This is a genomic window from Streptacidiphilus carbonis, from assembly GCF_000787775.1.
GTDB classification, from domain to species: Bacteria; Actinomycetota; Actinomycetes; order Streptomycetales; family Streptomycetaceae; genus Streptacidiphilus; species Streptacidiphilus carbonis.
In genome coordinates this window covers 1-26,770 of record NZ_BBPM01000027.1, presented here as the reverse complement: position 1 = coordinate 26,770, position 26,770 = coordinate 1, and the positions used below count along the sequence as shown (strand labels likewise).

General features: G+C 72.4%; 20 protein-coding genes and 1 pseudogene. 13 read left to right on the top strand and 8 right to left on the bottom strand.

Going from position 1 to position 26,770, the window contains the following annotated elements; genetic code table 11:
• Nucleotides 1-22 precede the first annotated feature (22 nt).
• Complete coding sequence (locus TR46_RS21405; RefSeq protein ID WP_052432980.1) at nucleotides 23-2,263, top strand: bifunctional glycosyltransferase/CDP-glycerol:glycerophosphate glycerophosphotransferase; 2,241 nt, start codon at nucleotides 23-25, stop codon at nucleotides 2,261-2,263.
• Here the strand turns inward: TR46_RS21405 and TR46_RS21400 are convergent.
• The 3 genes from TR46_RS21400 to TR46_RS21390 form a co-directional block, all read right to left on the bottom strand.
• A complete protein-coding gene (locus TR46_RS21400; protein WP_052432979.1) occupies nucleotides 2,250-3,368 on the bottom strand; it encodes an alpha/beta hydrolase in 1,119 nt (372 codons plus the stop codon). The two genes, TR46_RS21405 and TR46_RS21400, sit on opposite strands and share 14 nt — an antisense overlap.
• A 184-nt stretch (nucleotides 3,369-3,552) precedes the next feature.
• On the bottom strand, nucleotides 3,553-5,220 hold the full coding sequence (locus TR46_RS21395) for a class I adenylate-forming enzyme family protein (protein ID WP_042403721.1): 1,668 nt from the start codon (nucleotides 5,218-5,220) through the stop codon (nucleotides 3,553-3,555).
• Between the two features lie 102 nt (nucleotides 5,221-5,322).
• Nucleotides 5,323-6,033, bottom strand: coding sequence for a cysteine hydrolase family protein (locus tag TR46_RS21390; protein ID WP_042403719.1), 711 nt, complete (start codon nucleotides 6,031-6,033; stop codon nucleotides 5,323-5,325).
• 116 nt (nucleotides 6,034-6,149) lie between these two features.
• Here TR46_RS21390 and TR46_RS21385 point away from each other — a divergent pair, with 116 nt between their 5' ends.
• The 5 genes from TR46_RS21385 (at nucleotide 6,150) to TR46_RS21365 (ending at nucleotide 11,674) form a co-directional block, all read left to right on the top strand.
• A complete protein-coding gene (locus tag TR46_RS21385) occupies nucleotides 6,150-7,403 on the top strand; it encodes an amidohydrolase family protein (protein WP_042403717.1) in 1,254 nt (417 codons plus the stop codon).
• Entirely contained in the window at nucleotides 7,403-8,632 is a 1,230-nt protein-coding gene (locus tag TR46_RS21380; protein WP_042403715.1) for an acyl-CoA dehydrogenase family protein, read from the top strand. Before TR46_RS21385 ends, TR46_RS21380 begins: the two co-directional genes overlap by 1 nt.
• Nucleotides 8,632-9,648: an acyl-CoA dehydrogenase family protein gene (locus TR46_RS21375; protein WP_042403714.1), complete on the top strand. Its 1,017-nt coding sequence runs from the start codon at nucleotides 8,632-8,634 to the stop codon at nucleotides 9,646-9,648. Before TR46_RS21380 ends, TR46_RS21375 begins: the two co-directional genes overlap by 1 nt.
• A 323-nt stretch (nucleotides 9,649-9,971) precedes the next feature.
• Nucleotides 9,972-10,448 (top strand): ATP-binding protein, encoded by a 477-nt coding sequence (locus tag TR46_RS21370; RefSeq protein WP_042403711.1) that lies wholly within the window; start codon nucleotides 9,972-9,974, stop codon nucleotides 10,446-10,448.
• An 83-nt stretch (nucleotides 10,449-10,531) separates the two neighbouring features.
• Nucleotides 10,532-11,674, top strand: a complete 1,143-nt coding sequence (locus TR46_RS21365) for a GDSL-type esterase/lipase family protein (RefSeq protein WP_052432978.1) — start codon at nucleotides 10,532-10,534, stop codon at nucleotides 11,672-11,674.
• Between the two features lie 466 nt (nucleotides 11,675-12,140).
• Here TR46_RS21365 and TR46_RS21360 read toward each other — a convergent pair whose 3' ends face one another.
• The gene (locus TR46_RS21360) at nucleotides 12,141-13,076 is read right to left on the bottom strand and encodes a cyclase family protein (protein WP_042403709.1); all 936 of its coding nucleotides are present in this window, start codon (nucleotides 13,074-13,076) and stop codon (nucleotides 12,141-12,143) included.
• Nucleotides 13,077-13,202: 126 nt separating this feature from the next.
• Between TR46_RS21360 and TR46_RS21355 the strand changes: the two genes are divergently transcribed.
• Genes TR46_RS21355 through TR46_RS21340 form a run of 4 tightly spaced genes read left to right on the top strand, consistent with a single transcriptional unit; the run spans nucleotide 13,203 to nucleotide 18,090 of the window.
• Nucleotides 13,203-14,126 carry an SDR family oxidoreductase gene (locus TR46_RS21355; RefSeq protein WP_042403707.1) on the top strand — a complete coding sequence of 308 codons (924 nt, stop codon included), beginning with the start codon at nucleotides 13,203-13,205 and terminating at the stop codon, nucleotides 14,124-14,126.
• A gap of 18 nt (nucleotides 14,127-14,144) precedes the next feature.
• Nucleotides 14,145-15,410 carry an acyl-CoA dehydrogenase family protein gene (locus TR46_RS21350; RefSeq protein ID WP_042403705.1) on the top strand — a complete coding sequence of 422 codons (1,266 nt, stop codon included), beginning with the start codon at nucleotides 14,145-14,147 and terminating at the stop codon, nucleotides 15,408-15,410.
• Nucleotides 15,407-16,990, top strand: coding sequence for an aldehyde dehydrogenase family protein (locus TR46_RS21345; RefSeq protein ID WP_084718801.1), 1,584 nt, complete (start codon nucleotides 15,407-15,409; stop codon nucleotides 16,988-16,990). The genes TR46_RS21350 and TR46_RS21345 overlap by 4 nt, the downstream gene beginning before the upstream one ends.
• A gap of 23 nt (nucleotides 16,991-17,013) precedes the next feature.
• Nucleotides 17,014-18,090 (top strand): Zn-dependent alcohol dehydrogenase, encoded by a 1,077-nt coding sequence (locus TR46_RS21340; RefSeq protein ID WP_042403703.1) that lies wholly within the window; start codon nucleotides 17,014-17,016, stop codon nucleotides 18,088-18,090.
• Nucleotides 18,091-18,578: 488 nt separating this feature from the next.
• On the opposite strand, the gene TR46_RS21335 is transcribed toward TR46_RS21340, so the two are convergent.
• Nucleotides 18,579-19,559 (bottom strand): GlxA family transcriptional regulator, encoded by a 981-nt coding sequence (locus TR46_RS21335; RefSeq protein WP_042403701.1) that lies wholly within the window; start codon nucleotides 19,557-19,559, stop codon nucleotides 18,579-18,581.
• On the opposite strand from TR46_RS21335, the gene TR46_RS21330 reads away from it, so the two are divergent.
• Nucleotides 19,558-20,997, top strand: coding sequence for an MFS transporter (locus tag TR46_RS21330; RefSeq protein ID WP_084718800.1), 1,440 nt, complete (start codon nucleotides 19,558-19,560; stop codon nucleotides 20,995-20,997). The genes TR46_RS21335 and TR46_RS21330 overlap by 2 nt on opposite strands.
• Here TR46_RS21330 and TR46_RS21325 read toward each other — a convergent pair.
• The 3 genes from TR46_RS21325 to TR46_RS21315 all read right to left on the bottom strand — a co-directional run bounded on the left by TR46_RS21325 (nucleotide 20,987) and on the right by TR46_RS21315 (nucleotide 25,598).
• The gene (locus TR46_RS21325; protein WP_042403697.1) at nucleotides 20,987-21,628 is read right to left on the bottom strand and encodes a flavin reductase family protein; all 642 of its coding nucleotides are present in this window, start codon (nucleotides 21,626-21,628) and stop codon (nucleotides 20,987-20,989) included. The genes TR46_RS21330 and TR46_RS21325 overlap by 11 nt on opposite strands.
• 1,004 nt (nucleotides 21,629-22,632) lie before the next feature.
• A complete protein-coding gene (locus TR46_RS21320) occupies nucleotides 22,633-23,412 on the bottom strand; it encodes an enoyl-CoA hydratase/isomerase family protein (RefSeq protein WP_042403696.1) in 780 nt (259 codons plus the stop codon).
• Between the two features lie 32 nt (nucleotides 23,413-23,444).
• On the bottom strand, nucleotides 23,445-25,598 hold the full coding sequence (locus tag TR46_RS21315) for an acetate--CoA ligase family protein (protein ID WP_084718799.1): 2,154 nt from the start codon (nucleotides 25,596-25,598) through the stop codon (nucleotides 23,445-23,447).
• A 124-nt stretch (nucleotides 25,599-25,722) separates the two neighbouring features.
• Between TR46_RS21315 and TR46_RS21310 the strand changes: the two genes are divergently transcribed.
• Nucleotides 25,723-26,157: a Zn-ribbon domain-containing OB-fold protein gene (locus tag TR46_RS21310; RefSeq protein WP_042403692.1), complete on the top strand. Its 435-nt coding sequence runs from the start codon at nucleotides 25,723-25,725 to the stop codon at nucleotides 26,155-26,157.
• Nucleotides 26,158-26,435: 278 nt separating this feature from the next.
• Nucleotides 26,436-26,770, top strand: a pseudogene (locus TR46_RS42475) (hypothetical protein); the annotation flags it as partial.

The following is a 26,770-nucleotide window of genomic DNA, read 5'->3' as shown; positions in this document are numbered from 1 at the left end:
CGGACCTGGAGTAGAACCGCCCGTGAGTGCGCCCACCCCCAACGCAGCCGACTCCCCCTCCCTGTCCGTCGTCCTGCCGGTGTACGGGGTCGCCGACTACCTGCCGCGCTGCCTGGACTCCGTCCTCGCCGCCGACCTCCCCGGGCTGCAGGTGGTCGCCGTCGACGACTGCTCGCCCGACGGCAGCGGCGCCATCCTGGACGAGTACGCCGCCCGCGACCCCCGGCTCACCGTGCTGCACCTGGACGCCAACCGCGGCCTCGGCGGCGCCCGCGAGGCCGGCCTGGAGCGGGCCACCGGTGCGTACGTCTGGTTCGTGGACAGCGACGACTGGCTGGCCGAGGGCGCGGTCGGGACCGTCTCCGCGCGCCTGGCCGAGAGCCGCCCCGATGTGCTGGTCACCGGTTTCGCCCGGGTCTACCCCGACGGCAGCGTCGAACCCGACACCTGGCGCGGCACTCTGGCCGACGCCCCGGACACGCTCACCCTGGCCGAGCGCCCGGCGCTGCTGAACATGATCCTCTCGGCCTGGAACAAGGTGGTCCGCCGCGAGTTCCTGCTCGGCCTGGACGTCCGCTTCGGCGACGGCTACTACGAGGACCTCTCGGTCACCTATCCGCTGCTGCTGGCCGCCGAGCGGATCAGCCTGCTGCCGCAGGAGCTCTACTTCTACCGGCGCGAGCGCGAGGGCGCGATCACCAACACCGCCTCGCCCCGGCACGCCGACGCCTTCGCCCAGTACGACGCGGTCTTCGCGTTCCTGGACCGCCGCCCCGACATCGCCGCACCGCTCCGCCGCCTGGTCTTCGACCGAACCGTGAAGCAGGCGGTGACCGTGCTCGACACCCCGGGCCTGGTACCGGCCGAGCTGCGGGCCGACTTCTTCCACCGCGCCTCCGCGCACTTCCGCCGGCGCCGCCCGCAGGGCTACAGCTACCCGGGCGGCCTGCGCGGGGTGCAGTACCGACTGGTCGACCGCGACGCCTGGGGCGCCTACCAGCGGCTGCGCCCGCTGCAGGCGCTGCCGCGAACCGTCCGCCGCCGGGCCCGCCGCACCGTGCCGCAGGCCAGGCGCGCCGTGCGCGGCACCGCCAGGCGCGGGCTCTCCGCGGCCTACCGCCGGCTCCCGCTGGACCAGAACCTCGCCGTCTACGCCGCCTACTGGTACCGCGGCTACGCCTGCAACCCGGCGGCGATCTACGAGAAGGCCCTCGAACTGGCCCCCTCGGTCCGCGGCGTGTGGGTGGTGCAGACCAGGGCGCAGGGCGCGGCCATGCCCGAGGGCGTGCCCTGGGTGCTGGAGAACACCCCCGCCTACCTGAAGCTGATGTGCACCGCCAAGTACTTCGTCAACAACGTCAACTTCCCGCACACCGCGGCCAAGCGGCCCGGTTCGGTGCACATCCAGACCCAGCACGGCACCCCGCTGAAGTACCTCGGCCTGGACCTGCGGGACCGCCCCGAGGCCGCGGCCGGCATGGACTTCGACCGGCTGCTGGAGCATGTGGCCCGCTGGGACTACCTGGTCTCGCCCAACCCGCACTCCACCGCAGCCTTCGGCCGCGCCTACCCCGGCGGCTACCAGGTGCTGGAGACCGGCTACCCCCGCAACGACCGGCTGGCCGACGCCACCCCCGAGGAGGCCGCGGCGATCCGCGAGCGTCTGGGCGTCGCCGCGGGCAGCACCGCGGTGCTCTACGCGCCCACCCACCGCGAGCAGCACGCCGCGTTCGTCTCCCCGCTGGACGTCGAGGAGTTGGCGGCGGCGCTGGGCCCCGGCTACACGCTGCTGGTGCGCGCCCACTATTTCTACAGCCGCCCCGAGCGGGCCGGGACGGCCGGCGACCGGGCCGAGGGCGCGGGTGCCGCCGCACGCATCGTGGACGTCTCCCGGCACGGCTCGGTGGAGGAGGTCTGCCTGGCCGCGGACGTCCTGGTCACCGACTACTCCTCGGTGATGTTCGACTACGCGGTGCTGGACCGGCCGATGGTGGTCTTCGCCCCGGACTGGGAGGACTACCAGCGCATCCGCGGCGTCTACTTCGACCTGATGGAACATCCCCCCGGCCTGGTCGCCACCACCCAGCAGGAGCTGACCGCGGTCCTGGCCGACCGCTCGCCGAGCGGCTTCGACGGCACCGACGCGGCCAAGCTGCGCTCCGAGTTCCGCGAGCGCTTCTGCCCCTGGGACGACGGCGGCGCCGCCGAACGCGTGGTCCGCGCGGTGCTGCCGGTCGCCCCGGGGGCCGTCACCGACCGGTGAGCTGCTTGGACATCCAGGTCAGCATCGGGCCCATCTCCTTGATGAAGGTCGTGGTGTCGTGGCCGCCGCTGGAGAAGGTCATCACCTGACTGTTCCCCGGCGTGTGCAGCGCCTTGACCAGCGCCCTCGCGTCCGCGACCGTCGTCCCGTCGGTCTGCACCCCCTGGGCCATCAGCACGATGTCGGGCTGCTTCGCTGCCTTCCGCAGCTGCAGCAGCGGGTTGTTGGCGGCGGTCAGCGCCGGGTCCTTGAGCACCACGGCGGCGTCCGGGGTGTTGTAGCCGGACATGGTCACCGCGGCACGGAAGACCTGCGGGTACTGCACGATGAGGTTCGCCGCGCAGTAGCCGCCGGCCGAGTAGCCGGCGATGCCCCAGTCCCTGCGGTCGCCGGAGACCCGGAAGTTCTGCTTCATCAGCGCCGGGACGTCCTTGGCCAGCCAGGTCGCGGTCTGGTAGCTGCCGGGCAGGTTGGCGCAGCCGGAGTCCCTGCTGCCGCCGTACATGTTCATCTTGGCCGCGACCAGGATCATCGGTTTGACCTTGCCCTCGCTCATCAGCGTCCGCATCGCGGAGTCCGCGTGCATGCTGCCGAACCAGGCCTTGGGCGTGCCGGGGGTGCCAGGGAGCAGTTCCAGCACCGGGAAGGAGGTGTGCGCGTAGGCCGGTTCGCTGTACTGCGGGGGCAGCCACACGTAGATGTCGCCCTTGATCCGCGACTCGGGCCCGACCGCGTCCGCGCCGAGCACATCGCTGCTGTACTTGCTGAAGTTGAGCTTCGGCGCCGTGACGTTGCTCACCCCGGTGGTCCCCTTGCCGCCGCCGGTGCCGCTGCTGTCCCCGCTGCCGCCGGCGGCCACCTGGACACTCGCGTCCTGGCCGAACAGCGAGCCCCAGGTGTCGTAGAACGGGCCCATCCGGTTGTTGACGAAGACCAGGACCATCACCACGGCCGCGGCCTGGCTGAAGACGATCAGGCCGACCCTGGCGGCGCCTCGCACCGCGGCCGGCCCGGGTATCCGGTTCCAGACCACCACCAGGGCCACCACGGTCAGCACGACCAGGAGGATCGTGACCGCGAAGAACGGCGTACCTGTGAGACTCATCGCTGACCTTTCCGGATTCCCCCGCCGTCGTCTGCCAGGGCCAGGAGGGCCCCGCTGGACGGAATCCGCAGGTGAGGACGCAGCGCAAGGCAGTCTGGTTGCTCGCAGTGGTCTTCTTCGCAGCCGCTTGGCGATTCCGGAGGGCGGGCTTACTGCGAGCCTACCTGGGCGTTCGCTGGGAGCCTCATACCCCCGGATGAGCTTCGTCCCTGACAACCGGCGGGGTCGCCGGCGCTGCGGGGTCCTGCCAGGGCAGGGCCGCGAACAGGTCGCGCAACTGGTGCTTCAGCACCTTCCGCAGCGTCTCGTTGAGCGGGAGCGCGTCCACCACCTCCAGCTGCTCCGGGATCTTCTGCGCCATCAGCCCTGCCGCGCGCAGCCGTTCGGCGACCTCGGCCAGCGTCGGCGGGCGCACTCCGGGCCGGCGCTCGACCACCGCGCAGACCCGCTCGCCGCGGACCGGGTCGGGCAGCCCGATCACCGCGACGGCGCCGACCCGCGGGTCCTGGTAGAGCAGGTCCTCGATCTCCTTGGCCGAGATGTTCTCGCCCTTGCGGATGATGATGTCCTTGAGCCGGCCGGTGAGCACGAGGTGCCCGTCGTCCCGGACGTGACCGAGATCACCGGTTCGCAGCCAGGGTCCGGCGGAGTCGACCACGGTGAACGACTCCTCGGTGAGGGCCGGATCGGTGTAGCCGCGGCAGACCATCGGCCCGCGCAGCCAGACCTCGCCGTCCTCGCCGATCGCGGCCTCGTCCCCGTCCCCGCGGACCACGCGGACCTCGCAGCCGGTGACCGGATGCCCCTCGGTGTTGGCGAGCTGCTCGGCGGTGTCGGTGGGGGAGCCCATGCAGATCGCCGGGACCTCGGTCATCCCGTAGCCGTGGGCCAGCACGCAGCCCAGCTCCTCCAGCACCTCCCGGTACATCTCCGGCGGGCGCGGGGCGCCGCCGCCGGAGATGATCCGCAGGTCGGCCAGCAGCCGCTCGCCGGGCGGCAGTCTGCGCTGCTCGGCGAGGAAGGCGGCGTAGAAGGCGGTGCTGCCGCCGGCCATGGTGACCCTGTTGCGCCGGTACGCGGGCAGCGCCTCCGGCAGCGCGAAGACCTCGACCAGCAGTGCCGGGAAGCCGTGCACCAGCATGGTCACCAGATAGTCCGGGCCGCCGATGTGGGCATAGGGGAAGGCGATCGAACCCACGTCGGCTGGGCTCATGGCGAGGGCGTCGGCCAGTCCGGAGCCGCCCGCGATCAGGGTGCGGTCGGTGTGCTTGGCGCCCTTGGGAGCGGAGGTGATGCCGGAGGTGTAGTAGATCCAGCGGATCGGCGCGCGCCGGTCGGAGAGGTCGGTCCTGGGCGGGCCCGGCAGCGTGGCCGGGTCGCCGAGCGGGAGGTCGGCCTCGTCGTAGGCGGTCACCACACGCGGGGGACGAGGGAGCGTGCTGCCGGTCTTCTCGGCGAAGGCCGTGTAGTCGAAGCCGCGCCAACTGCCAGGCGTGAGATAGAGCTCGGGGCGGGCCTCCTGGAGGATCTGCGCGACCTCGGCGCCCCGGTAGATGGCGATGATCGGGGTCTGCACCGCGCCGAGCCGGGCCAGCGCCAGCGAGACCAGTACCGTCTCGACCCGGGTCGGCAGCTGCCAGGCGACGGGGGTGTCGGCGCCGACGCCGTACTCGGCGTGCAGTCCGGCGGCGATCCGCAGGGCCCGGTCGCGGACCTCGCGGAAGGTGAGCACCCGGTCGGTCCCGGCCCGCGCGTCGATCTCCTGGATCAGCATGGGCGCGTCAGGGGTCTCGGCGACCCGGCGCTCCAGCAGGTCCCAGAGCGTCCGGGCGTCGGCGACGCTGCTGGTCATGCGGCCCTCCGTAAGGTGTTAGGCGGCCCAGGGGGCCGGCAGCAGACAGGGCTCGGCAAACCCGAGCAGCTCGCACCTGATCGGCCGTCAGATGCGTTGAGGCTAACCGCGCCGGGTCGCCCCCTCAATACCCCGGCCGCGACCGGCCGGATCACCGGCCGCCGACCACCGGTCCGCGACGGTCGCGGTGTCGGTGACGCTCGCGACCAGCGCCAGCGTGTTCGCCAGCACCGCCTCGGCGTACTCGGGCGGCGTTCCGGCCACCGCGTCGCGCGCCAGCACGACCTGGAACCCCGCGTCCACCGCGCCGAACGTCAGCTCCAGCAGCGCGACGTTCACCGACACCCCGACGCAGACCAGCGTCCTGGCGCCCAGGTTGCGCAGGATCGAGGCCAGCCCGGTGTCCTGGAACGGCCCCAGCCCGTGCAGCCGGGGGACCACCAGGTCCCGGTCGGGGTCCGCCCCGATCCCGGGGTGCAGCGCCGCCGCCTCGCTCCCCGGTGTGAGCGCGGCCCCCGGCTGCGCCGCCACCCGCGCCGCCGCCGCGAACAGCCGGGCGTTGCCGTTCGCCCCGAGCCCGTCCGGCCGCCGCACCGCCGTGCAGTGCAGCACCGGCACGCCGGCCGCGCGGGCGGCCGTCACCAGTTCGCGGACCCGTCCGACCAGTCCGGCCTTCCCGGCCGCCGCCGCGAGGTCGGGGAACACCGCCTGGGGGCCCAGCACCCCGTTCTGGCACTCGCAGGTCACCAGCGCGGAGGAGCTCGGGTCCAGCAGCCGCTCCAAGCGCCCGGCGCGCTCTCCGGTATCCGCCATGACGGCCCGTCCCTCTCACTCCTCCGGGCGCTTGCCGCCCGAACCCTGGCTCACTAGTCTGAATCTGACGGAGCGTCAGGTAAAGGGTCCGGCAGCCGGACCTCGGAGGGAGACCCATGGACCACCCCGAGCCGCAGCCGGGACTTGACGTCGTGACGACCGTCGACGATCTGCCGAGGGTGGTGAGCGTCGACGACCATGTCATCGAGCCCGCGAACCTCTTCGAGACCTGGCTGCCCGCCAGGTACCGGGAGCGGGGCCCGCAGCCGCTGCGCGCCGGGATCGGCGAACTCGCCTACGTGGGCGGCAAGTACCGGATCACCATGGACCCGGAGGGCCCGCCGACGGACTGGTGGGTCTACGAGGACCTGCAGTTCCCGTACAAGCGGAACATCGCCGCCGTGGGCTTCGACCGCGACGAGATGACCCTGGAGGGCATCACCCGCGAGGAGATGCGCCGGGGCTGCTGGGACCCCAAGGCCCGGATCGACGACATGGAGAACAACCATGTCGAGGCCTCGCTCTGCTTCCCCACCTTCCCGCGCTTCTGCGGCCAGACCTTCGCCGAGGCGCACGACAAGGAGGTGGCGCTGGCCTGCGTCCGGGCCTACAACGACTGGATGGTGGACGAGTGGTGCGGGGACAGCGGCGGCAGGCTGATCCCGCTCTGCCTGATCCCGCTCTGGGACGTCCGGCTGGCCGTCGCCGAGATCCGCCGCAACGCCGCGCGCGGCGTACGGGCCGTCTGCTTCAGCGAGATCCCCACCTACCTGGGCCTGCCCTCGATCCACTCCGGCTACTGGGACCCCTTCTTTGCCGAGTGCGAGGCCACCGGCACGGTCGTCTGCATGCACATCGGCTCCTCCTCGCAGATGCCCGCCGCCTCCCCGGACGCCCCGCCGGCCGTCCAGGCCACGCTGAGTTTCAACAACGCCATGGCCTCGATGGCCGACTACCTCTTCTCGGGCGTGCTGGTCCGCTTCCCCGCGCTGAAACTCGCCTACAGCGAGGGCCAGATGGGCTGGATCCCCTACGCGCTGGAACGCGCCGACGACGTCTGGCGCGAACACCGCGCCTGGGGCGGCGTGCGCGACCTGATCCCGGAGCCCCCGTCCACGTACTACTACCGCCAGATCTACGCCTGCTTCTTCCGCGACAAGCACGGCATCGCCTCGCTGGACACGGTCGGCGTCGACAACGTCACCTTCGAGACCGACTACCCGCATGTCGACTCCACCTGGCCGGACACGGCGGCGGTCGCCCTGGACCATGTGCGCGGGCTGCCGAAGGACGTGGTCTACAAGGTCATGCGCGGGAACGCGATCCGGATGCTCGGGCTGGGCCTGGACGGAGCAGGCGGGGCGGCGTGATGGACCTCCGGGACACCCCTGCCGAGGCGGCGTTCCGCCGCGGGCTGCGGGACTGGCTCGGGAAGGTGCTGCCCGACCTGCCCCCGCCGCCCGACCCCGGGGACTGGCCGGGACGGCGGTCCTATGACACCGGCTGGCAGCGCCGGTTGTACGACGCCGGGTACGCCGGGGTGCACTGGCCGCGCGAAACAGAGGAGGTGTGGCGCGAAGCGTCTCGGACAGGGGTGGTGGCGGGGCGACGGGCGGGCGGACAGGGGGCCACCCCGGCCGAGTACCTGATCTTCCTGGAGGAGACCGAGCGGGCCGGGGCCCCGTACGTGGGGGCGAACTTCGTCGGGCTGCTGCACGCCGGGCCGACCGTCGCCGCCGAGGGGACGCCCGAGCAGCGCCGGCGCTGGCTGCCCGGGATCCTCAGCGGGGCGGAGGTGTGGTGCCAGGGCTTCAGCGAGCCCGGCGCCGGCTCCGACCTGGCGGCACTGCGGACCCGGGCCGTCCGCGACGGCGACGACTACGTGGTCACGGGCAGCAAGCTGTGGACCTCGCACGCCGAAGTGGCGGACTGGTGCGAACTGCTGGTCCGCACCGACGCCACCGCGCCCAGGCACCGCGGCATCAGCTGGCTGGTGCTGCCGATGGACGCGCCGGGGGTGACGGTCCGTCCGCTGCGGACCCTGGCCGGGACGGCGGAGTTCGCCGAGCTGTTCCTCGACGAGGTACGGGTGCCGGTGGCGAACCGGGTCGGTGCGGAGAACGACGGCTGGCGGGTGACCATGGTGACCCTGTCGTTCGAACGCGGCACCGCCTTCGCCGGCGAGGTGGTGGCCTGCCGCCGGGCCCTGGTGGAACTGGCCGGGCTGGCCCGGCGCAACGGCGCCTGGGGGGACCAGGCGCTGCGGCGCTCGCTCGGCCTGCTGGCGGCGCGGTTCGGCGCGCTGTGGCGGCTGGTGCAGTGGAATGTCTCGGAAGCGCAGGCCGGCGGGGTGCCCGGGCCCGGGGCGTCCGTCTTCAAGCTGCGCTTCTCCGAGGCCAGGCAGGAGCTCTACGACCTCGCGGCGGCGGTGCTGGGCACGGGCTCCCTGGTACTGGCGGACGGGGAGGCCCAGGGCGGCGACTGGACCGCGCAGCGTCTCCAGGGCCTCTCCTACACCATCGCCGCGGGCACGTCGCAGATCCAGCGGAACATCGTGGCCCAGCGGGTACTCGGGCTGCCCAAGCCGGGGAGGGCCTGATGGACTTCCAGCTGACGGACGACCAGGTCGCCCTGCAGCAGGGACTGCGCGAGCTGCTGGAAGGACGCTTCGGGCCGGCGCAGCTACGGAACGCCGTCACCGCGGAGGCCGACCGGCTCCCCCTGTGGCCCGAGCTGACCGACGCCGGGTTGTTCTCGCTGCGCAAGCCGGAGCGGCCGGACCGGCGCGATCCTTCGGAACCCGGTCTCGGCCTCGGGCTGGCCGAGGCGGTGCTGGCATTCGAGGAAGTCGGACGGGCGTTGGTGCCGGGCCCGTTGGTGGCCACCGAGCTCGCCACGGTGCACGCCGGGCTCCCGGCGCACGGCGCCGCCGCGCTGCTGCGTACCGAGCCCGCCGCACGCGGCCCGCTGCTGGTCGAGCGATTGCCCGCGCTGAACGCCCTGTTGCTGCTCGACACCGTCAACGGCGAGGTCCGGCAGGTGGAACCGGCCCGGCTGCGGTCGACCGGCAGGCGCGGTGTGGACCCGATGTCGCCGGTGTGGGAGCTCGAAGAACCGTTCCTGCCAGCGGAACCGCTGCCCGGCGTGGACGCCCGGCGGCTCTGGGCCGAGGGGACGCTGCTGACCGCCGCGCTGCAGGTGGGCCTCGCGAGCCGGGCCGTCGCCACCGCCGTCGGCTACGCCGCGCAGCGCCAGCAGTTCGGCCGACCGATCGGTGCGTTCCAGGCGGTGCAGCACCTCTGCGCCGACATGCTGGCGCGGACCGAGCCGGCCAGGGCGGCGGTCAGGGCGGCCGCTGTGTGCGCGGACGCCGGTGCGCCTGCGGGGGAGTTGGCCGTCGAGATCGCGGGGGCGAAGCTGCTCGCCGACGAGGCGGCGGTCCGCGGCGCCCGTGACTGTCTGCAGGTGCACGGCGGGATGGGCTTCACCTGGGAGGCGGACGTCCATCTGCTGCTGAAGCGGGCCTGGGTGTACGAGGGTTCCTTCGCCGGGGCGGTGGAGAGCTCGGAACTGCTGGCTGCCGAGCTGTCGGCCGCGGGCGTCGGACACATGTAGGAAGGGTGGTATCTCGACGGATGCCCGCCGGTCTCCCAGGAATGGGCCGCGCTTCGGTTACGCTCCGGAGTGTGCGGACGGATCGGTGTGCTGGACCTGCGGGGCGGTCTTGCCACGTCCCGCGCGCCCGGAATGTCGAGGGTTGGAGACCAGCAGGGGCAGTATGCACTGCGGCACCGTCCCCATGTTGGAATATGCCCGAAGCGCTTGCTGGAAACGGTGCGGGCAAATCATCCTGGATCAGATGCGCAGCGGTGCGCCGCCCGGGGAGCCGGACGGTTCCAGGGGCGCGACTGATCCCGCTAGTACGGGTGGTGTGAGCGGTGCAGGTGCTTCAGGTGCAGATCGCCGTCGAGGCGGATCCGGCCGAGGTCGGACGGGCTCGCAGGTGGACCAGGTCACGGCTGTCCGGATGCGGGTTCGATCCGGATGCGGCGCTGGCGGAGACGTTGGTGCTGGTGGTGTCCGAGCTGGTCACCAACGCCGTGGTGCACACCGGGAATCCGGCGGTGCTGTGCCTTCAGTTCCCGGTCGGCGGGGACGACGCGGACCGGCGCCCGGTGCGGGTCGAGGTCGCCGATGCCAGCGAGCGGCCGCCCCGGCCGAGACACGCGCCGGGCGAGGCGACCAACGGACGCGGTCTGGAACTGGTGGAGAACCTCTGCGACCGTTGGGGCTGGTTCCCGGACGGCCAGGGCAAGCGGGTGTGGTGCGAGATCGAGCGGGAACCCAGGGAGAGCGGCCCACCGGTGCTCGATGCCGAGGCGATGCTGACCCTGCAACAACTGCTGGTCGGTTAGCCCCGAACAGTCGCTAGCGAGATCGATACCCGGACTCACAGACGGATGCAGCCGGACGACCACCGGATCGGGGGCGGTCAGGAGTGGCCAGCGACGCGGCACCTGCGTCGTCCTCCTGGGCCGCGCCCCGGGTGGCCGCGGCCCTGGAAGGGGTCATCGACCTGGAGCACGCGCCCGACGGATCGTGGTTCATGCCGTGGCGGCTGCCGGTCGCGGATCTGGAACTGCACCACCCCGCCCTGGTGCTGCCGGCGATGAGCGCCTGCGGCGCGCGGATCAGGGTGCGGACCGCCGCACGCGGCCTCCGACTGGACGCCGGGGCGGTACGGCTGGACGGCGGCCCTGGCTTTCCCGGCGTCTGCGACCTGCTGTTCGACGGCGACGACCACAACGACGCCACCCCCGCTGTCCCCACCGGCCCCGCCGCCCCCGCCACCGGCCTGTGGCGGCAGGCCGACCTCGGGCAGTCCGGACCCGGCGCCGTCTTCGAGGACCTGCCGCCGGGGGAGAAGCTGCTGGAGCTCTGGCTGCCGACCCTGGCCCCGGTCCGGGTCCGCGGACTGCACGCGCTCGACGGAGCCGCACTGCTCCCGGCACCGCCGGACCGGCGACCCAGGTGGACGGTCTACGGCAGCAGCATCACCCACGGCTTCGCCGTCCCACCCGCCTCACCCGCCGCCACCTGGCCGGCCGTCGCGGCCCGGCTGCTCGGACGGAACGTCACCAACCTGGGCTTCGGCGGAGCCTGCCTGCTCGATCCGCTGGTGGCCCGGATGATCGGCGAGCGGGCAACTGACCATATCACCATGGAAATCGGGATAAACATCCACAACACGGCGGCTCTTCGCGAGCGAACACTGGCTCCCTCCCTCCATGGATTCCTGGCCACAATCCGGTCACTCCAGTCCCATGTCCCGATCACCGTTCTCGGCCCGGTCCACGGCGGCGAGCGCGAGGACTCCGTGGTCGCCTGCCGCCGGAACCCGGACGGCAGCGGGGTGGAGGTCGAGGGGGATCTGACGCTGCGCCAGATGAGGAGCATTTTCGAGGAAGTCGTGACCCTTCTGCAAAGGCGCGGCGACAGGGCTCTGACCTGGGTCGATGGCCGCGAACTCTTCAGTGCTCAGGACGCCGCGGCAGGCGGCCTTTCGGACGGACTCCATCCGGATGTGCGATCCCAGGGGCTGATGGGGGAGCGCTTCGCGGCGCGCGAGGGCGCTCGCTGAGGCGTGCGAGCGGGGTGTGCAGGGTAAACCCAGGGGGCGCGCAAGGGGCGTGAAGTGCCGAAAGCGGCAGTCGATCAGTCGTCCGAAAGCGTACGCAACCAATCCGAATTGCGGACAACCCATTGACGTGACGTATTCGCCTGATCACTCTTGGGTTGAGCAATTCGTTGCGAGGGGACGTCGAGGGCCCGGGCGGCAGTGGTCGCATCCGGCTGTCCTTGGCGAGTGCGGATTGTGCCGGCGCTGGTCAGGGCCCATGCGTCGAGGCTGGGTGGCGAGACTCCGTACCGTGCTCGAGACGAGTACGGCGTCTCGCCACCCGTTCGTCGTTGCCATCGGATCCAGCAACGGCCGACGGGGCCGGCGGTCTGGACCGCCGGCCCCGTGCAGCCGCACTCATCCCCGTTGCTCTGCTTGTCGGTTGAACCGATCAGCTGCCTGCGCGACCCGGCAGGGGCGGCGAGGGCTAGCGAACGGCCACCGGTGCGACAGGCGCACCGACCGCGCCGGTGAACGGCTCCGGTGGCGCCGCGAGGAGGAACTCGTACACACCGTCTTCGGCGCACTCGGCCGCCAGTTGCTCCAGGTTCCAGTTCTGACCCTGCATCATCCCCATCTCCACCAGATCCAGCGCATGGACCGGCAGATAGAGCCCGTCGACCTCGGGCGGGAAGATCTCGAAGGTCAGGGTGTCATTGGCGACCGCGGCCACATCCCTCGCGTGGAACCACTCGGGGGTGCGCAGTGACAGCCCGGGGGAGGGGAAGGCGTACGCGTCCCGGTCGCCGCCCAGGTAGAGCTGGATCTGCCCGGTGCGCACCAGCACGATGTCCCCGGCCCGCACGGTCGTCCGCGCCAACTCCTCGGCGGCCGCCAGATCCTCGGGGGTGACCGCGTGGCCGCCGGGCAGCCGGTCCACCCCCCGGGCCAGGGCGACGTCCAGCAGCACGCCGCGTCCGACCATCGGCGGGGCCTTCTCCACGCCGCTGTAGGCGGCCCCCTCCTGGGCCGTGATGGTGCCGGCCGGACGGTTGTTGTAGATCCGGCCACCGTGGCTGACATGCCCCAGGCCGTCCCAGTGGGTGCCCGCCTGCAGGCCCATGGTCACCACGTCGTCGCTGGTGGCGACGGCGCCGGGCTCGAACATCTCCCAGTTCAGCGCGACCATGGTGTGCAGCGGGTTGACCCGTCCCTGGATCATCCCGGTCTGCACCCCGTACTGCTGCAACGGCAGTGCCAGCGAGATCCGGCGCCCGGTGTGGACCGTCGCCGCGGCGGCCCTGACCGTCTCGGGCGTGATCAGGTTGAGGGTGCCGATCTCGTCCTCGGCGCCCCAGCGCCCCCAGTTGTTGACGCGCTTGGCGATGTCGCGGAACGCGTCGAAGTCGGTGAGTGCGGGCATGTGCGGCCTCCCCTTGCCATGGTGGTTCCGGTGCTGCCGATTCTGACGGCCTGTCAGGACTGTTGCGCGGCTCGATCCCGTACCTAGAATCTAACGGTCCGTCAGATTCTAGAGGAGGGCTGCGACGTGGGCGAGTTCCTGCACGGCATGGTGGTGGCGGTTACCGGCGCCGGGCGCGGCATCGGACGTGCGGTCGCCCTGGCCTGCGCGGCAGAGGGCGCCAAGGTCGTGGTCAACGACTACGGGGTCGGCATCGGGGGCGGCGACCCGACCAGCGAGGTCGCGGACGCCGTGGTGAAGGAGATCCAGTCCGCCGGGGGAGAAGCCGTCGCCGTCGCCGACGACGTCTCCACCATGGCCGGCGGGCAGCGCGTCGTCAGCACCGCCGTGGACACCTGGGGCCGGCTGGACGGAGCCGTGTGCGTCGCCGGGATCCTGCGCGAGCGGATGCTCTTCAACATGTCCGAGGAGGAGTGGGACCTGGTCCTGGCCACCCACCTCAAGGGCACCTTCACCGTGTTCCGGGCCGCCTCCGAGCTGATGCGCCGTCAGGGCGGGGGCCGGCTCATCGGGTTCACCAGCGGCAACCACACCGGCAGCGTCAGCCAGGCCAACTACAGCGCGGCCAAGGGCGGCATCATCTCTTTGGTCCGCAGCGCCGCGCTCGGCCTGAACAAGTACGGCGTCACCGCCAACTGCGTCGCCCCGGTGGCCAGGACCCGGATGTCGGCCAACGTCCCGATGGAGCTCAAGGAGATCGGCGAGCCGGAGGACGTCGCCGCCCTGGTCGTCTATCTGCTGTCCGACCAGGCCGCCGACGTCACCGGACAGGTCTACACCGTCGCCGGACCCAAGATCGCCGTCTGGGCCCAGCCGCGCGAGCTCCGCTCGGTGCATGCGGAGGCGACGGACCACGACGGGATCTCCTGGACGCCGCAGCGCATCGCCGAGGTGCTCCCCGGGACGGTCGGCACCGACCCGATGCCGATGCTGGCCCACCTGGAGGCCATGGCCAGGGCCGCCGCCGCCAACCAGCGCCCCAACGCCTGAGCGCGGCCGGTACCCGCCATGGACTTCTCCTTCAGCCCCGACGACGAGGCCTTCCGCGCCCGCGCACGCAACTGGCTCGCCCAACGGCTCGACGGCGACGGCCCCTTCGCCGATCTGCGCACCAGCGCCGGTACCAGCCCCGGTACCAACGGCGGTACCGCCACCGCAACCGCCACCGCCATTTCCGCCCACGGCCTCGACCCCGACCGCCGCCGGGCCTGGGAGCGCGAGCTCGGCCGCGGCGGCTGGATCGGCCTCGGCTGGCCCCGAACCCGGTCCGTCGGGTCCCAGGACGGCAGCGCCGAGACCCCCCTCTCCCGCCAGGTGGTCTGGGCCGAGGAGTACGCCCGCGCGGCCGGCCCGGCCCCGCTCGGCATCGTGGGCGAGCACCTGCTCGCCCCCACCCTGCTCCGGCACGGCACCCCCGATCAGCGCAAGCGCTTTCTGCCGCGGATCGCAAGCGGTGAGGAGATCTGGTGCCAGGGCTACAGCGAACCCGGCGCAGGCTCCGACCTGGCCGCCGTCCGCACCACCGGATCCCGCCATGCTGACGGCAGTTGGCGCGTCACCGGGCAGAAGACCTGGACCTCCCTCTCCCAGTGGGCCGAGTGGTGCTTCGTGCTGGCCCGCACCGAACCCGGCTCGCAGCGCCACCACGGGCTCAGCCTGCTGCTGGTGCCGATGGACCAGCCCGGACGGATCGAGGTCCGGCCGATCCGGCAGCTCGACGGGGACTCCGAGTTCAGCGAGGTCTTCTTCGACCGAGCCGAGGCCGCCGCGGAGCATGTCCTCGGCAAGCCCGGCGACGGCTGGCGGGTCGCCATGGACCTGCTGTCGTTCGAGCGCGGCGTCGGCATGCTGGCCCGCCAGATCGGCTACGTCAGGGAGCTGGACGAGGTGGTCTCCACTGCCAGAGCCTCGGGTGCGCTCAACGACCCGGTACTGCGAGAGCGGCTCACCCGCCAGTGGGCCGAGCTCCATGTCATGCGCTGCAACGCCTTGCGCACCCTGGGCACGGCCGAACCCGGCACCGCCGCTGTGGCCAAGCTGGTCTGGGGAGGTTGGCACCAGCGGCTCGGCGAACTGTCACTCCAGGTGCAGGGGGCCTCAGCGGCACTCGGCCGCGGCCCGCACGACCCCGCCGAGTACCGGCTGACGCAGAGCCAGCACCGCATGCTCTTCTCCCGCGCCGACACCGTCTACGGCGGCAGCGACCAGATCCAGCGCAATCTCATCGCCGAGCGCGTCCTCGGCCTGCCCCGAGAAAGCAGGACCGCCCCATGACCCCCGCCGACAGATCCGCCGCAGCCGGTAAACCCGACGCATCCGACGCGGCCCCGACCCCTGCTCCGGCCCGGACCCCGGCTCCGTCTCCTGCCGCTGACCCCTCACCGGCCCGACTGTTCGTCAACGGCGTCTGGCGCGAGGGCGGGGACGGCAGCTACCCGGTGGTCGACCCGTCCACCGAGAAGGTCGTCGGCCTGGCTCCGGAGGCGTCGGCCGCCGATGTGGCGGAGGCCGTCGCCGCCGCCAGGGAGGCGTTCGACACCTGGTCCAGGACCACCCCCGCCACGCGCGCGGCGCTCCTGGACCGCATCGCCGACGTGCTGCTGGCCCGTAGCGACGACTTCGTACCACTGCTGCAGGCCGAGACCGGAGCCACCATCAGGGTCGCCTCGGCGATGCAGGTCCCGGTCGCGGCCGAGCGCTTCCGCCGCTATGCCCGTGGGGCGCTGGAACCCAGCACCAGCGCCCTGGTCCCGCAGCCGGTCGCCGCCACGCCGCTGGCGGCAGGTGGTCTGACCAGCGCGGTCGCGGCGCGGCGCGCGGTGGGCGTGGTCGGCTGCATCACCTCCTACAACTTCCCCATCGTCAATCTGGCCGGAAAGCTCGCCCCCGCGCTCGCGGCCGGCAACACGGTCGTCGCCAAGCCCGCCCCGCAGGACCCGCTGGGCTGCCTCAAGCTGGGCGAGGTGTTCGAGGAGGCCGGAGCACCAGCCGGGATCTTCAACGTGGTCACCGGCTCGGGGCCGGGCACCGGCGCCGCGCTGGTCGCTTCCCCGGACGTCGACATGATCAGCTTCACCGGGTCCACCTCCGTCGGCCGCCGGATCGCCGCGGACGGCGGGTTCACCATGAAGCGGCTGCTGCTGGAGCTCGGCGGCAAGGGCGCCGGCATCGTCCTGGACGACGCCGACCTGCGCGCCGCCGTCTCCGCGATCGGCTCCGCCTGGTCCTTCCACTCCGGCCAGATCTGCACCGCGCCCACCCGGGTACTGGTGCACGAGTCCCGCCACGACGAGGTGGTCGGCGGCCTCGCCGCCTACGCCGCCGCACTCAGGGTCGGCGACCCGCTGTCGCCGGACACCGCGGTCGGCCCGGTCATCACCGCGCTGCACCGGGACCGCGTCGAGGGCTACATCGCCGGGGCGCTCACGGAAGGCGCCCGACTGGTCTGCGGCGGCACCCGCAAGGAGCACACGGACGGCTTCCCCGCCTTCCCGGACACCGGCTTCTACGTCGCACCGACCCTGCTCGCCGACGTCACCCCGGCCATGACCATCGCCCGCGAGGAGGTCTTCGGCCCGGTTGTGGTGGTGATCCCGTTCCGGGACGACGAGGAGGCGATCGCCATCGCCAACTCCACCGAGTTCGGCCTGTACGACTACGTCTTCTCCGCCGACACCGCCCGCGCCTACGCCCTCGCGGCCCGACTGCGCACCGGCCACGTCGGCATCAACACCGCCCAGCGCAACATGGAGGCTCCCTTCGGCGGCTTCAAGCAGAGCGGGATCGGCCGCGACGGCGGCTCCTACGGCTTGCAGGCCTACAGCGAACTCCAGTCCGTCATCTGGCAGTCGTAACACCTCAACTGAAGGGCAGTCATATGAAGGGCGTCATCTTCGACGGCAAGGCGGCCCAGGTGGTGGACGACCTGGAGGTCCGTGACCCCGGCCTCGGCGAGGTGCTGGTCCGGATCGCCGCGGCCGGGCTCTGCCACAGCGACCTGTCCGTGATCGACGGCACCATTCCCTTCCCGGTCCCGGTCGTCCTCGGCCACGAGGGCGCCGGCACGGTCGAGGCCGTCGGCCCCGGCGTCACCCATGTCCAGCCGGGCGACCATGTCGCGTTGTCCACCCTCGCCAACTGCGGGACCTGCGCGGAGTGCGGCCGGGGACGGCCGACGATGTGCCGCAAGGCCATCGGCTTCCCCGGGAAACCCTTCACCCGGCAGTCCGAACCCGGCACCCCCCTCTACAACTTCGCCTCCACCTCGGTCTTCGCCGAACGCACCGTGGTCAAGGCGGTCCAGGTGGTGCGGATCGACCCGGATATCCCCTTCACCTCCGCCGCGCTCATCGGCTGCGGGGTCCTCACCGGGGTGGGCGCGGCGCTGAACCGGGCCAAGGTCGGGATCGGCGACACCGTCGCGGTCATCGGCTGCGGCGGGATCGGCCTCAACGTCATCCAGGGTGCGAGGCTCGCGGGCGCCTCCCGGATCATCGCGGTGGACGCGGTCGCCGAGAAGCAGCCTGCCGCCCGCACCTTCGGAGCAACGGACTTCATCGACGCCCGGTCCGTCACCGACTCGGTCGAGGCGGTCAAGACACTGCTCCCGGAGGGGGTCGACCACGCCTTCGAGTGCGTCGGGGCTGTGGCTCTGGTCCGCCAGGCCGTGGACATGCTCAACCGCCACGGCCAGGCGGTACTGCTCGGCATGACCCGACCCGAGGCGGAGGCGTCCTTCCGTCCCGCCGAGATGTTCCTGGACAAGTCCATCCTCGGCTGCCGCTACGGGTCGTCCCGCCCCCAGGTCGACATCGCGCTCTACGCCTCCCTCTACAGCGACGGGCGGCTGCTCCTGGACGAACTGGTCACCCAGGTCTTCCCGGTGGACGAGTTCGACGCCGCCGCAGAGGCCACGCACGGCGGAAAGGTGGCCCGCGCGGTACTCACCTTCTGAGCGGTAATCACTCACCGTCTGACTACCCGCCTTTGAGCGGCTTCATGGGCGCCCGGCCCGGTGGGGCCGGCCTTCGCCGTTACGCGACGTGGCCGGCCGTCTCGCGGCTCCGCCGCAAAGCAGCAACAAGCGGGGGAGCGGAGGCGCGGGCATGGCACCGCGGGGCACGCGTTGCCCGGCGCCGCGCCCCGCGGTGCCCTGCCCAGGCCTGCCGCTGCGCCGCGCCGCGGCCGCACGCTCCGCCCCACCCTGCACCCGGCCCGGGATGGACCGGCGTGGCCCCACGGAGGTGATGTGCAGTCAGCGGGAGCGAACGCTCGTCGGAGCGTCGGAGCGTCGGAGCGTCGGAGCGTCGGCCGACGGGCGACGGGCGGGGGCTCGGCCGCATCGCGTACCCCGGTTGCCGCTCCGCCGCGCGCAATTTCCGCAGTACCGCTGCCGCCCACGGCTCCCGGACCGTCCCCAGGCCCCCGCCCCGCCGCCAGAGGTCAGTCCACCGAGACCGCTCGGAACGTGCGCCGGTACGCACTCGGTGCGACCCCCAGCACGTCGCGGACATGCGCCCGCATGGAGGCCGCCGTGCCGAATCCCACCTCGCGTGCGATCCGGTCCACGGTCATCTCGCTCCCCTCCAGCAACTCCCGGGCCCGCGCCGCCCGCTGACGGATCAGCCACTGCCCTGGGCTCACCCCCGTCTCCTCCCGGAAGCGGCGGGTGAACGTTCGGACGCTCATACCCGAGCGTTCCGCCAGGTCGCGCAGCGCCAGCGGTTCGCCCAGCCGTTCCAGCGCCCAGGCCCGTGCCGCCGCTGTCCCTTCGGTGCCTTCCTCCGGGACCGGCAGGTCCACGTACTGGGCCTGGCCGCCCTCCCGCCACGGCGGGACGATGCAGCGGCGGGCCACCCGGTTGGCGACGGCCGACCCGTGGTCGCGCCGTACCAGGTGCATGCAGAGGTCCACTCCTGCGGCAACCCCGCCCGACGTCAGCACGTCGCCGTCGTCCACGTACAGCACATCGGGGTTGAGCCGGACCTTCGGGAACAGTCGGCGGAAGTCCGCGGTGTGCATCCAGTGCGTCGTCGCGGGCCGGCCGTCCAGCAGGCCGGCCGCGGCCAGGACGAAGGCGCCGGTGCAGATGGAGACCAGCCGGGTGCCGGGGCGGATCAGCGCCAGCGCGTCGGTGACCTCCTGCGGAAGGCGTCCCTCGCTCTCGATCACGCTGGTGCCCTTGGTGGCCGGGATGACCACCGTGTCGGCGGTGGCCAGCAGTTCCGGGCCGTGCTCGACGGTGATGCCGAAGTCGGTGCTGGTCCGGACCGGTTTCCCGTCAACCGTGCAGGTGCCCACCTCGTACAGCGGCGGGTCGCCGACCGCGTGCGCGGACTCCAGGATGCGGGAGGGCGTCGCCAGCTCGAAGGCGATCACCCCGGGGAGGGCGAGCACGGCTACGCGGTGCGGTGGTCGGGGCATGGGCCCATCCTGCGCCTGGCCCGATCCTTGCGCAAGCTGTCCTTCCGGCCACTCGCTGCGGCTGCGGCCCGCTGGCCAGAATCCAGGGGTGACCGATCAGCAGACAGCTCCCGCCGCCATCCGACCCGCCGACGCGCCCCGTGCCCCGCGCCTGCACTACGCGTGGATCGTCGCCGGGGTCTGTCTCCTCGTCCTGCTCGGCGCGGCCGGGTTCCGGTCCACGCCGGCGCTGCTCATGGAGCCGCTGAACACGGAGTTCGGCTGGTCGCACGGCGTCATCTCGGCCGCCGTCTCGGTCAACATGATCCTCAACGGCCTGACCGCGCCCTTCGCCGCCGCGCTGATGGACCGCTTCGGCATCCGCCGGGTGGCCGCAGTCGCGCTGACGATGATGGCTGTCGGGGCCGGAGCCACCGTCTACATGGACGCGCCGTGGCAGATGATGCTGTGCTGGGGTGTCCTGGTCGGAATCGGAAGCGGATCCATGGCGCTGGCCTTCACCGCGACCATCACCGGCCGCTGGTTCCTGGCCCGGCGCGGACTGGTCACCGGTGTGCTGACCGCCGCCAGCGCCGCCGGGAACCTGGTGTTCCTGCCCATCCTGGCCTGGCTGATCAGCGCCTACGGCTGGCGCAGCGCCTCACTGGTGGTCGGCTGCTGCTCGCTCGCGGTGGTCCCGATCGTGCTGATGCTGCTCCGCGAGCGCCCCGCCGACCTGGGCCTGCTGCCGTACGGACAGACCGAGGAGGCCGCAGCCGCAGCGGAGACGGCGGCGACAGCATCCCCGGCCGAGGAGCCCAAGGGCCTGCGGGCACTGCGGCTGCTCCGACAGGCGGCCCGGACCAGGCCGTTCTGGCTGCTGGCGGGATCCTTCGCGATCTGCGGAGCGACCACCAACGGCCTGGTGGGCACGCATTTCATCCCGGCCGCAGGCGACCACGGGATGGTGGAGACCACCGCCGCGAGCCTGCTCGCCCTGGTCGGGGTGTTCGACGTGGTCGGCACCGTCTTCTCGGGCTGGCTGACGGACCGGTTGGACTCGCGCAAACTGCTCGGCGTCTACTACCTGCTGCGCGGCGCCTCGCTGCTGTTCCTGCCCGCGCTGTTCGCCCGCACCGTGCACCCCAGCATGGTGGTCTTCATCGTCTTCTACGGACTGGACTGGGTCGCGACGGTGCCGCCGACCATCGCGCTGTGCCGGGAGTGGTTCGGCGAGGACGCCCCGATCGTCTTCGGCTGGGTGTTCTGCGGCCACCAGGTCGGCGCGGCCCTGGTCGCCTTCGGCGCCGGCCTGGTCCGGGACCAGCTCGGCAGCTACGACGCGGCCTGGTACGGCGCCGGAGCGCTGTGCGTGATCGCAGCCAGCTGCGCCCTGCTGCTGCGGGCCAAGCCGCAGCCGCCGCTCGCGACGGCGACAGGCGTCCCGGTCACTGCGTGAGTTCGCCGAACCCGCCGCGGTAGAACAGCAGCGGCCCGGCGTCGCTCGGGCCCACCTCCAGGTCGCAGACCCGGCCGAGGACGATCAGGTGGTCGCCGCCGATGTGGACGGCGTGGATGGTGCAGTCGATCCAGGCCAGCGCGTGGGCGACGCGCGGCGAGCCGGTGCCGGGGGAGGGGCTCCACTCCACACCGGCGAACTTGTCCGCGCCGGAGGCGCTGCTGACCGCGAAGGTGCGGCAGAGCGGGCCCTGGTCGGCGGCGAGGACGCTGACGCAGAACCGTCCGGCGTGGGCGATCCTGGGCCAGGAGGCCGAGGTCCGGGCGACGTTGAAGCTCACCAGCGGGGGGTCCAGGGACAGCGAGGAGAAGGACTGGCAGGCGAAGCCGGCCGGGGTGCCGTCCGGCGCCAGGGCGCTGATCACGGTGACGCCGGTGCAGAAGCGGCCCAGCACGGAGCGCATCAGCATCGGGTCGTCGACCGCTCCGGGCAGCCGCTCGTCCGGCCCCACGGCGCGCAGCTGCGGCAGCTCGGGCGGCTCGGGTGCGGGCTCCGGCTCCGCCTCGGCCGGCCGCGCGGCCGCCGCGCGGAGGTACCGGACGGCGGCGACCGCCATGCCCTCGTGGCCCATCGCTTCCTCGCAGTGGTCTCGTCCTTGACGGTGTCAGGTCTCCATTGAACCTGACGGATCGTCAGATGAGAAGGGCCTCCTTCGACCCTTGACGCCGATGATCAGGCGCTGCGTAGTCTGGTCCCTCGGTTCTGGGAGGACCGGGTGAGGGGACAAGGATGAACCAGCAGGCCAAGCGGTGGATACAGGCGCTGGGCGCGGTGGCCGGGATTCTGGCGCTGCTCAACTTCGAGGTGCTGTACGTAAGCGGAGTGTTCTCCCGTTCGCCGGTGAACACGGACGGTTCGACGGGGACCGACTGGGCTCTGCTGCTGAACCAGCTTCTGCACGCCGCCGTCGAGCTGGTCGTCATCATGGCCCTGCTGGCGCTGACCCGCACGGTGAGCCGCCGGCTGCTGCGCGGCCGCTTCCCCGTTCTGCTGGGTGCCCTGCTGCTCCTGCTGGCCTCGTACGTCGACGTCCGGTTCGAGTTCCAGGGCGGCACTCTCGGCGGACTGGGCATGGTCTGGGGCATGACCAGCGGCATCGAGTTGGCTGCCATCCCCATGGTCGCCGGGGCCTGGGTGCTCTGGGGCCGCCGGCCCGGACCGACCGCAGACCTCGTCGCTGCCGCCGTGCCCGGGGTCTGGGACGGCGGGGGCAGCGTGCTCCGGATCGAGCCTGACGGGGTGTTCACCCTCACCCGCGGCGGCGCGGTGTCCGTCGCCGGGCTGTGGGAGTCGGGCCGCGACGCCCAGCCGCAGCTGGTGCTGAAGGTGGACTCGGCCACCGACCTGGGCCACGGCTGGCAGGCGACACCGCTCGAACTGGAGCTGACCGGGCACACGGCGCGGCTGCACTCCGGCACCGGAATGTCCTTTCTGCGCCGCGAGCCCGAGCTGGTGCTGGAGGAGGCCGGCGGTTACCTCGGCGCGGTCGAGGTCCTGGAAGCCGGCCCCCGCCTCTGCCCACCGCCCCCGCCGCCGCCCCGTTCAGCCCTCGAAGAGTTCATCGCCCCTCGAAGTTCAGCGCCCCTCGAACCGCGGTGGCCGCCGTTCGACGAAGGCCCGTACCCCCTCGGGCGCGTCCGCCGTGGTCATATTGACCTCCTGCGCCGTCGCCTCCGCCGCGAACGCGGTGGCCCGGTCCGACTCCAGTGACGCGTTCACCAGGCGCTTGGTCATCGCCAGGGCCCGGGTCGGACCGGCTGCCAGCCGTTCCGCCCACTCCCGGGCCGTCTTCTCCAGCTCCTCGCCCGGGACGACCAGGTTGACCAGCCCCATTCGCTCCGCGTCCGCGGCCGACAGCTTGTCGCCGAAGAAGAGCAGCTCCTTGGCCCGCTGCGGCCCGACCAGCCGCGGCAGCAGATAGGCCCCGCCGCCGTCCGGGACCAGCCCGCGCCGTGCGAAGGCCGCCACAAAGCTCGCCTGATCACTCGCCAGCACCAGGTCGCAGGCCAGCGCCAGGTGCACACCTACCCCCGCCGCCGTGCCGTTCACCGCCGCCAGCACCGGCTTCTCGCAGTCCAGTACCGCCGCGATCATGCGCTGGACGCCGTTCCGCAGCATCCGCTCGACATCACCGGCGATCGGTGGTCCCGCCCCGGGGGCGCCCGACCGCAGGTCCGCGCCGGAGCAGAAGCCCCGCCCCGAGCCGGTCAGCACCACCGCGCGCACGGACGGGTCGGCCGAGGCGCCGGTCAGCTCGGCGATCAGCAGCTCCCGCAGCTCGGCGGTGACCGCGTTCAGCGCCTGCGGCCGATGCAGCGTCAGCCACAGCACCCCGCCCGCCCGGTCCACCAGCATTGGCCCGCCCTCCGACCGGCTCGCACTCCCGCTCACCGGCACACCGCCAGCGCGTCCAGCGCCACCACGCCCTTGCCGCGCTCCAGCACCATCAGCGGGTTGATGTCCAGCTCGGCCAGCTCGCCGTCCAGCTCGACGGCCATCCGCTGCACCCGCATGGCCGCCTCCACCAGCGCGTCCACATCCATCGGCGGACCGCCGCGCACCCCGTCCAGCAGCGGTCGGCAGCGCAGCCGGTCCAGCGCGGCCCGGACGTCCAGGCAGTCGAACGGCGGCACCATCACGGCCGTGTCCGCCAGCACCTCCACCAGCACGCCGCCCATGCCGACGGTCACCGTCGGTCCGAAGCCGGGGTCCTGGGTGACGCCGATGACCATCTCCACCCCGGCCTCCACCATCTGGCACACCAGCACCCCCTCCAGGCGGGGGATCCCGGCGGCCCGGGCGTTGTCGGTGAGCTCCCGGAACGCCTCGCGCACCTGGCTGGCCGAGGTCAGACCGACGTGCACCAGCCCGAGTTCGGTCTTGTGGGCCACCTCGGGGGCCGAACCCTTCAGCACCACCGGGTAGCCGACCACCCCCGCCGCCCGCACCGCGCCCGCGGCGCTGGTCACCAGCTGCTCCCGGGGCACCCGCAGGCCGTAGGAGCGCAGCAGCTGCTTCGCGGCGACCTCGCTGAGCTGCTGCCCGGGCCGGAGCACCCGCTGCGCCTTGACCTTGCCGGCGCAGGCAGTCCGCGGCGCGTGCTCGAACGGGCTGCGGTAGCCGGCCGTGAAGCGGTGGTGCTCCAGATAGGCGGCGACGGCCCGCACGCAGTTGCCGAAGGTACGGAAGGTGGCCACCCGCGAGGAGCCGAGCAGGGTCTCCCGGTACGCGGCCTCGGTGCCGTCCGGCGAGCCCCAGACCACGCACACCAGCTTGTCCGTGGTCTCGGCGACCTCCACCAGGTCCTGCGCCAGCTTGTCGCTCATCGGCGGGAACGGCCCGGTGATCGGGCAGATCAGCACGCCCACCGACGGGTCGGCCAGGATCGCGTCCAGGATCCTCCGTCCGCGCCAGTCGCCGACCGGGTGGCCGCCGTTGTCGACCGGGTTGGCGACGCTGAGGTACTCCGGGATCCACTGGTGCAGCTCGTCCTGCTTCTGCTGGGCCAGCTGGGGCATCGTCAGCCCGGCCATCGAGGCCAGGTCGGCGAGGTGGGCGCCGGTGCCGCCGGAGATGGAGTAGACAGCGACCCCCTCCGCCTGCGGCGGCCTGGCCCGGGCCAGCAGCGCGGCGGTGTCCTGGAGCTCGTCCAGGCCGTCCACCCGGATCACCCCGAACTGCCGGAAGGCCGCGTCCACCACGTCGTCCGCGCCGGTGAGCTTGCCGGTGTGGGAGGCGGCCATCCGGGCGCCCTCCCGGGTCCGGCCGACCTTGACGGCTACCACCGGGACGCCGCGCCGGGCGGCGTGGTCGGCGGCCAGCAGGAAGCTGCGGCCGTCCTTGAGTCCCTCTATGTAGGCGGCGATGGCGCCGACCTCGGGCTGGTCGGCGAACCAGCGGACGAAGTCGGCGACCTCCAGGTCCGCCTCGTTGCCGGTGGGGGCCCAGTGGCTGAGCCGGATGCCCAGGCTCTGCAGTGAGAACAGCGGGCGGCCCTGGTGGCCGCTCTGGGTGATCAGCGCGATGGCCGGTCCGCTCAGGTCCTCGCGGAAGCGCTCGAACGCGTTGAGGTTGGTGTTGGGGCCGAGCAGCCGCAGCCCGGTCGGGGCCTCGGCGATCAGCCGGGCCAGCCGCCGCTGCGCCTCGGCGCCCTCGGCGCCGGTCTCGGCGAAGCCGGAGGCGAAGGCCACCGCGAACTTCACCTTGGCGTCGATCAGCTGGGCCACCACCGGCTCGGGGTCGGCGAGCAGGATCACCGCCAGGTCGACCGGCTCCCCACCGGCGGCGGACACCGCGGCCAGGTCCGGGTAGCAGGGCTGCCCGTCCACCTCGGACCGGCCCGGGTTGACCGGGTACATCCGCGCCCCGACCCGTTCGGCCCAGCCGCGCAGCTGGCGGGTGATGCCGGTGTTGGGGCGCCCCGGCGTGTCCGAGGCGCCGATCACCGCCACGCTCGACGGGCGGAAGAAGGCGTCGAGATCGACCGGGCGTGACCGCACCGGGCGTCCGCCGACATCGGTCTCGTCGTCCGGGTCCAGCATGGCGGTGCCTCCGTTCCCTATATCTGACGTTCCATCAGATTACTGGCAGGAAACGCTTGCTGGAAGGGGTCGGTGCGGACCGCGGCTCTTGCGCCCAGCTCACCGCATACGCTGAACTGACGATATGTCAGATGCGCTGGCCGACCGGCCCGAACCCGACGCCTTCACCCGCCCCTACTGGGAGGCGGCCGCACAGGGACGGCTGCTGCTGCGCCGCTGCGGGGCCTGCGGCCGGGCGCACCACTACCCCCGCGAGTTCTGCCCCTACTGCTGGAGTGAGGACGTCGAGTGGGAGCAGGCCTCCGGTGACGCCGTCCTCTACACCTGGTCCGTGGTGCACGTCAACGACCTGCCTCCGTTCCGGGACCGGCTGCCCTACGTCGCCGCCGTTGTGGACCTCGCCGAGGGGCCCCGGATGATGACCGCGGTGGTCGGCTGCGACCCGGCGACGCTGAACGTCGGCATGGCGTTGCATGTGAGCTTGCCCACAGGCGACGCCGCCGACGCCACGGACCCGGCACCGATCGCCGCGCCCGTCTTCACGGCGTCCCGGCGCTGATGATTCGGCGTCAGGTGCTGGCAAAGGGCAGGGCGGGACTGCGGGTGCCCCGATTTCCCGGGGGCGACCCCGGACGCCGAATGTGTGAGGGCCTCGTGACAACGACGCTGTGGCTCCTGTGACACCTCACTCGATGGGGGTACCGTGACGCAGGAGGCGGTTGCGCAGGCAGGTGCGGCCGACAGACGTCACAAGGAGCGACCAGAAGCCGAACGCCGAGGCCGCCCCTCAGGGCCCCCACCCGTATGCGCCCCCGATCCTGCGAGGAACAAACGTCCATGTCGAGTTACGCCCGCTCTGCCTCCGATCCGAACCAGCGCGGCTCCGCCGGAGCCGCGCCAGGCACGGACAGTGACAGCGGATACGGCGTCAGCTATGACGGGTACGACCCTCAGGACGGCTACTACCGACAGAGCGGCTACGCCGACCCCTCCTATGCGGAGACCGGCTACACCGAGGGCTACACCGAGCGCGCCTACCCCGGCCCTGCCGCCGGATACGCCGACAGCTCCTACGCCGAACCCGGCTACACCGACTCCGCCTACACCGACTCCGCCTACGGCGACTACGCGCCCCCCGCCGCCCCGCGCACCGATGCCCCCCGCTCCAGCGG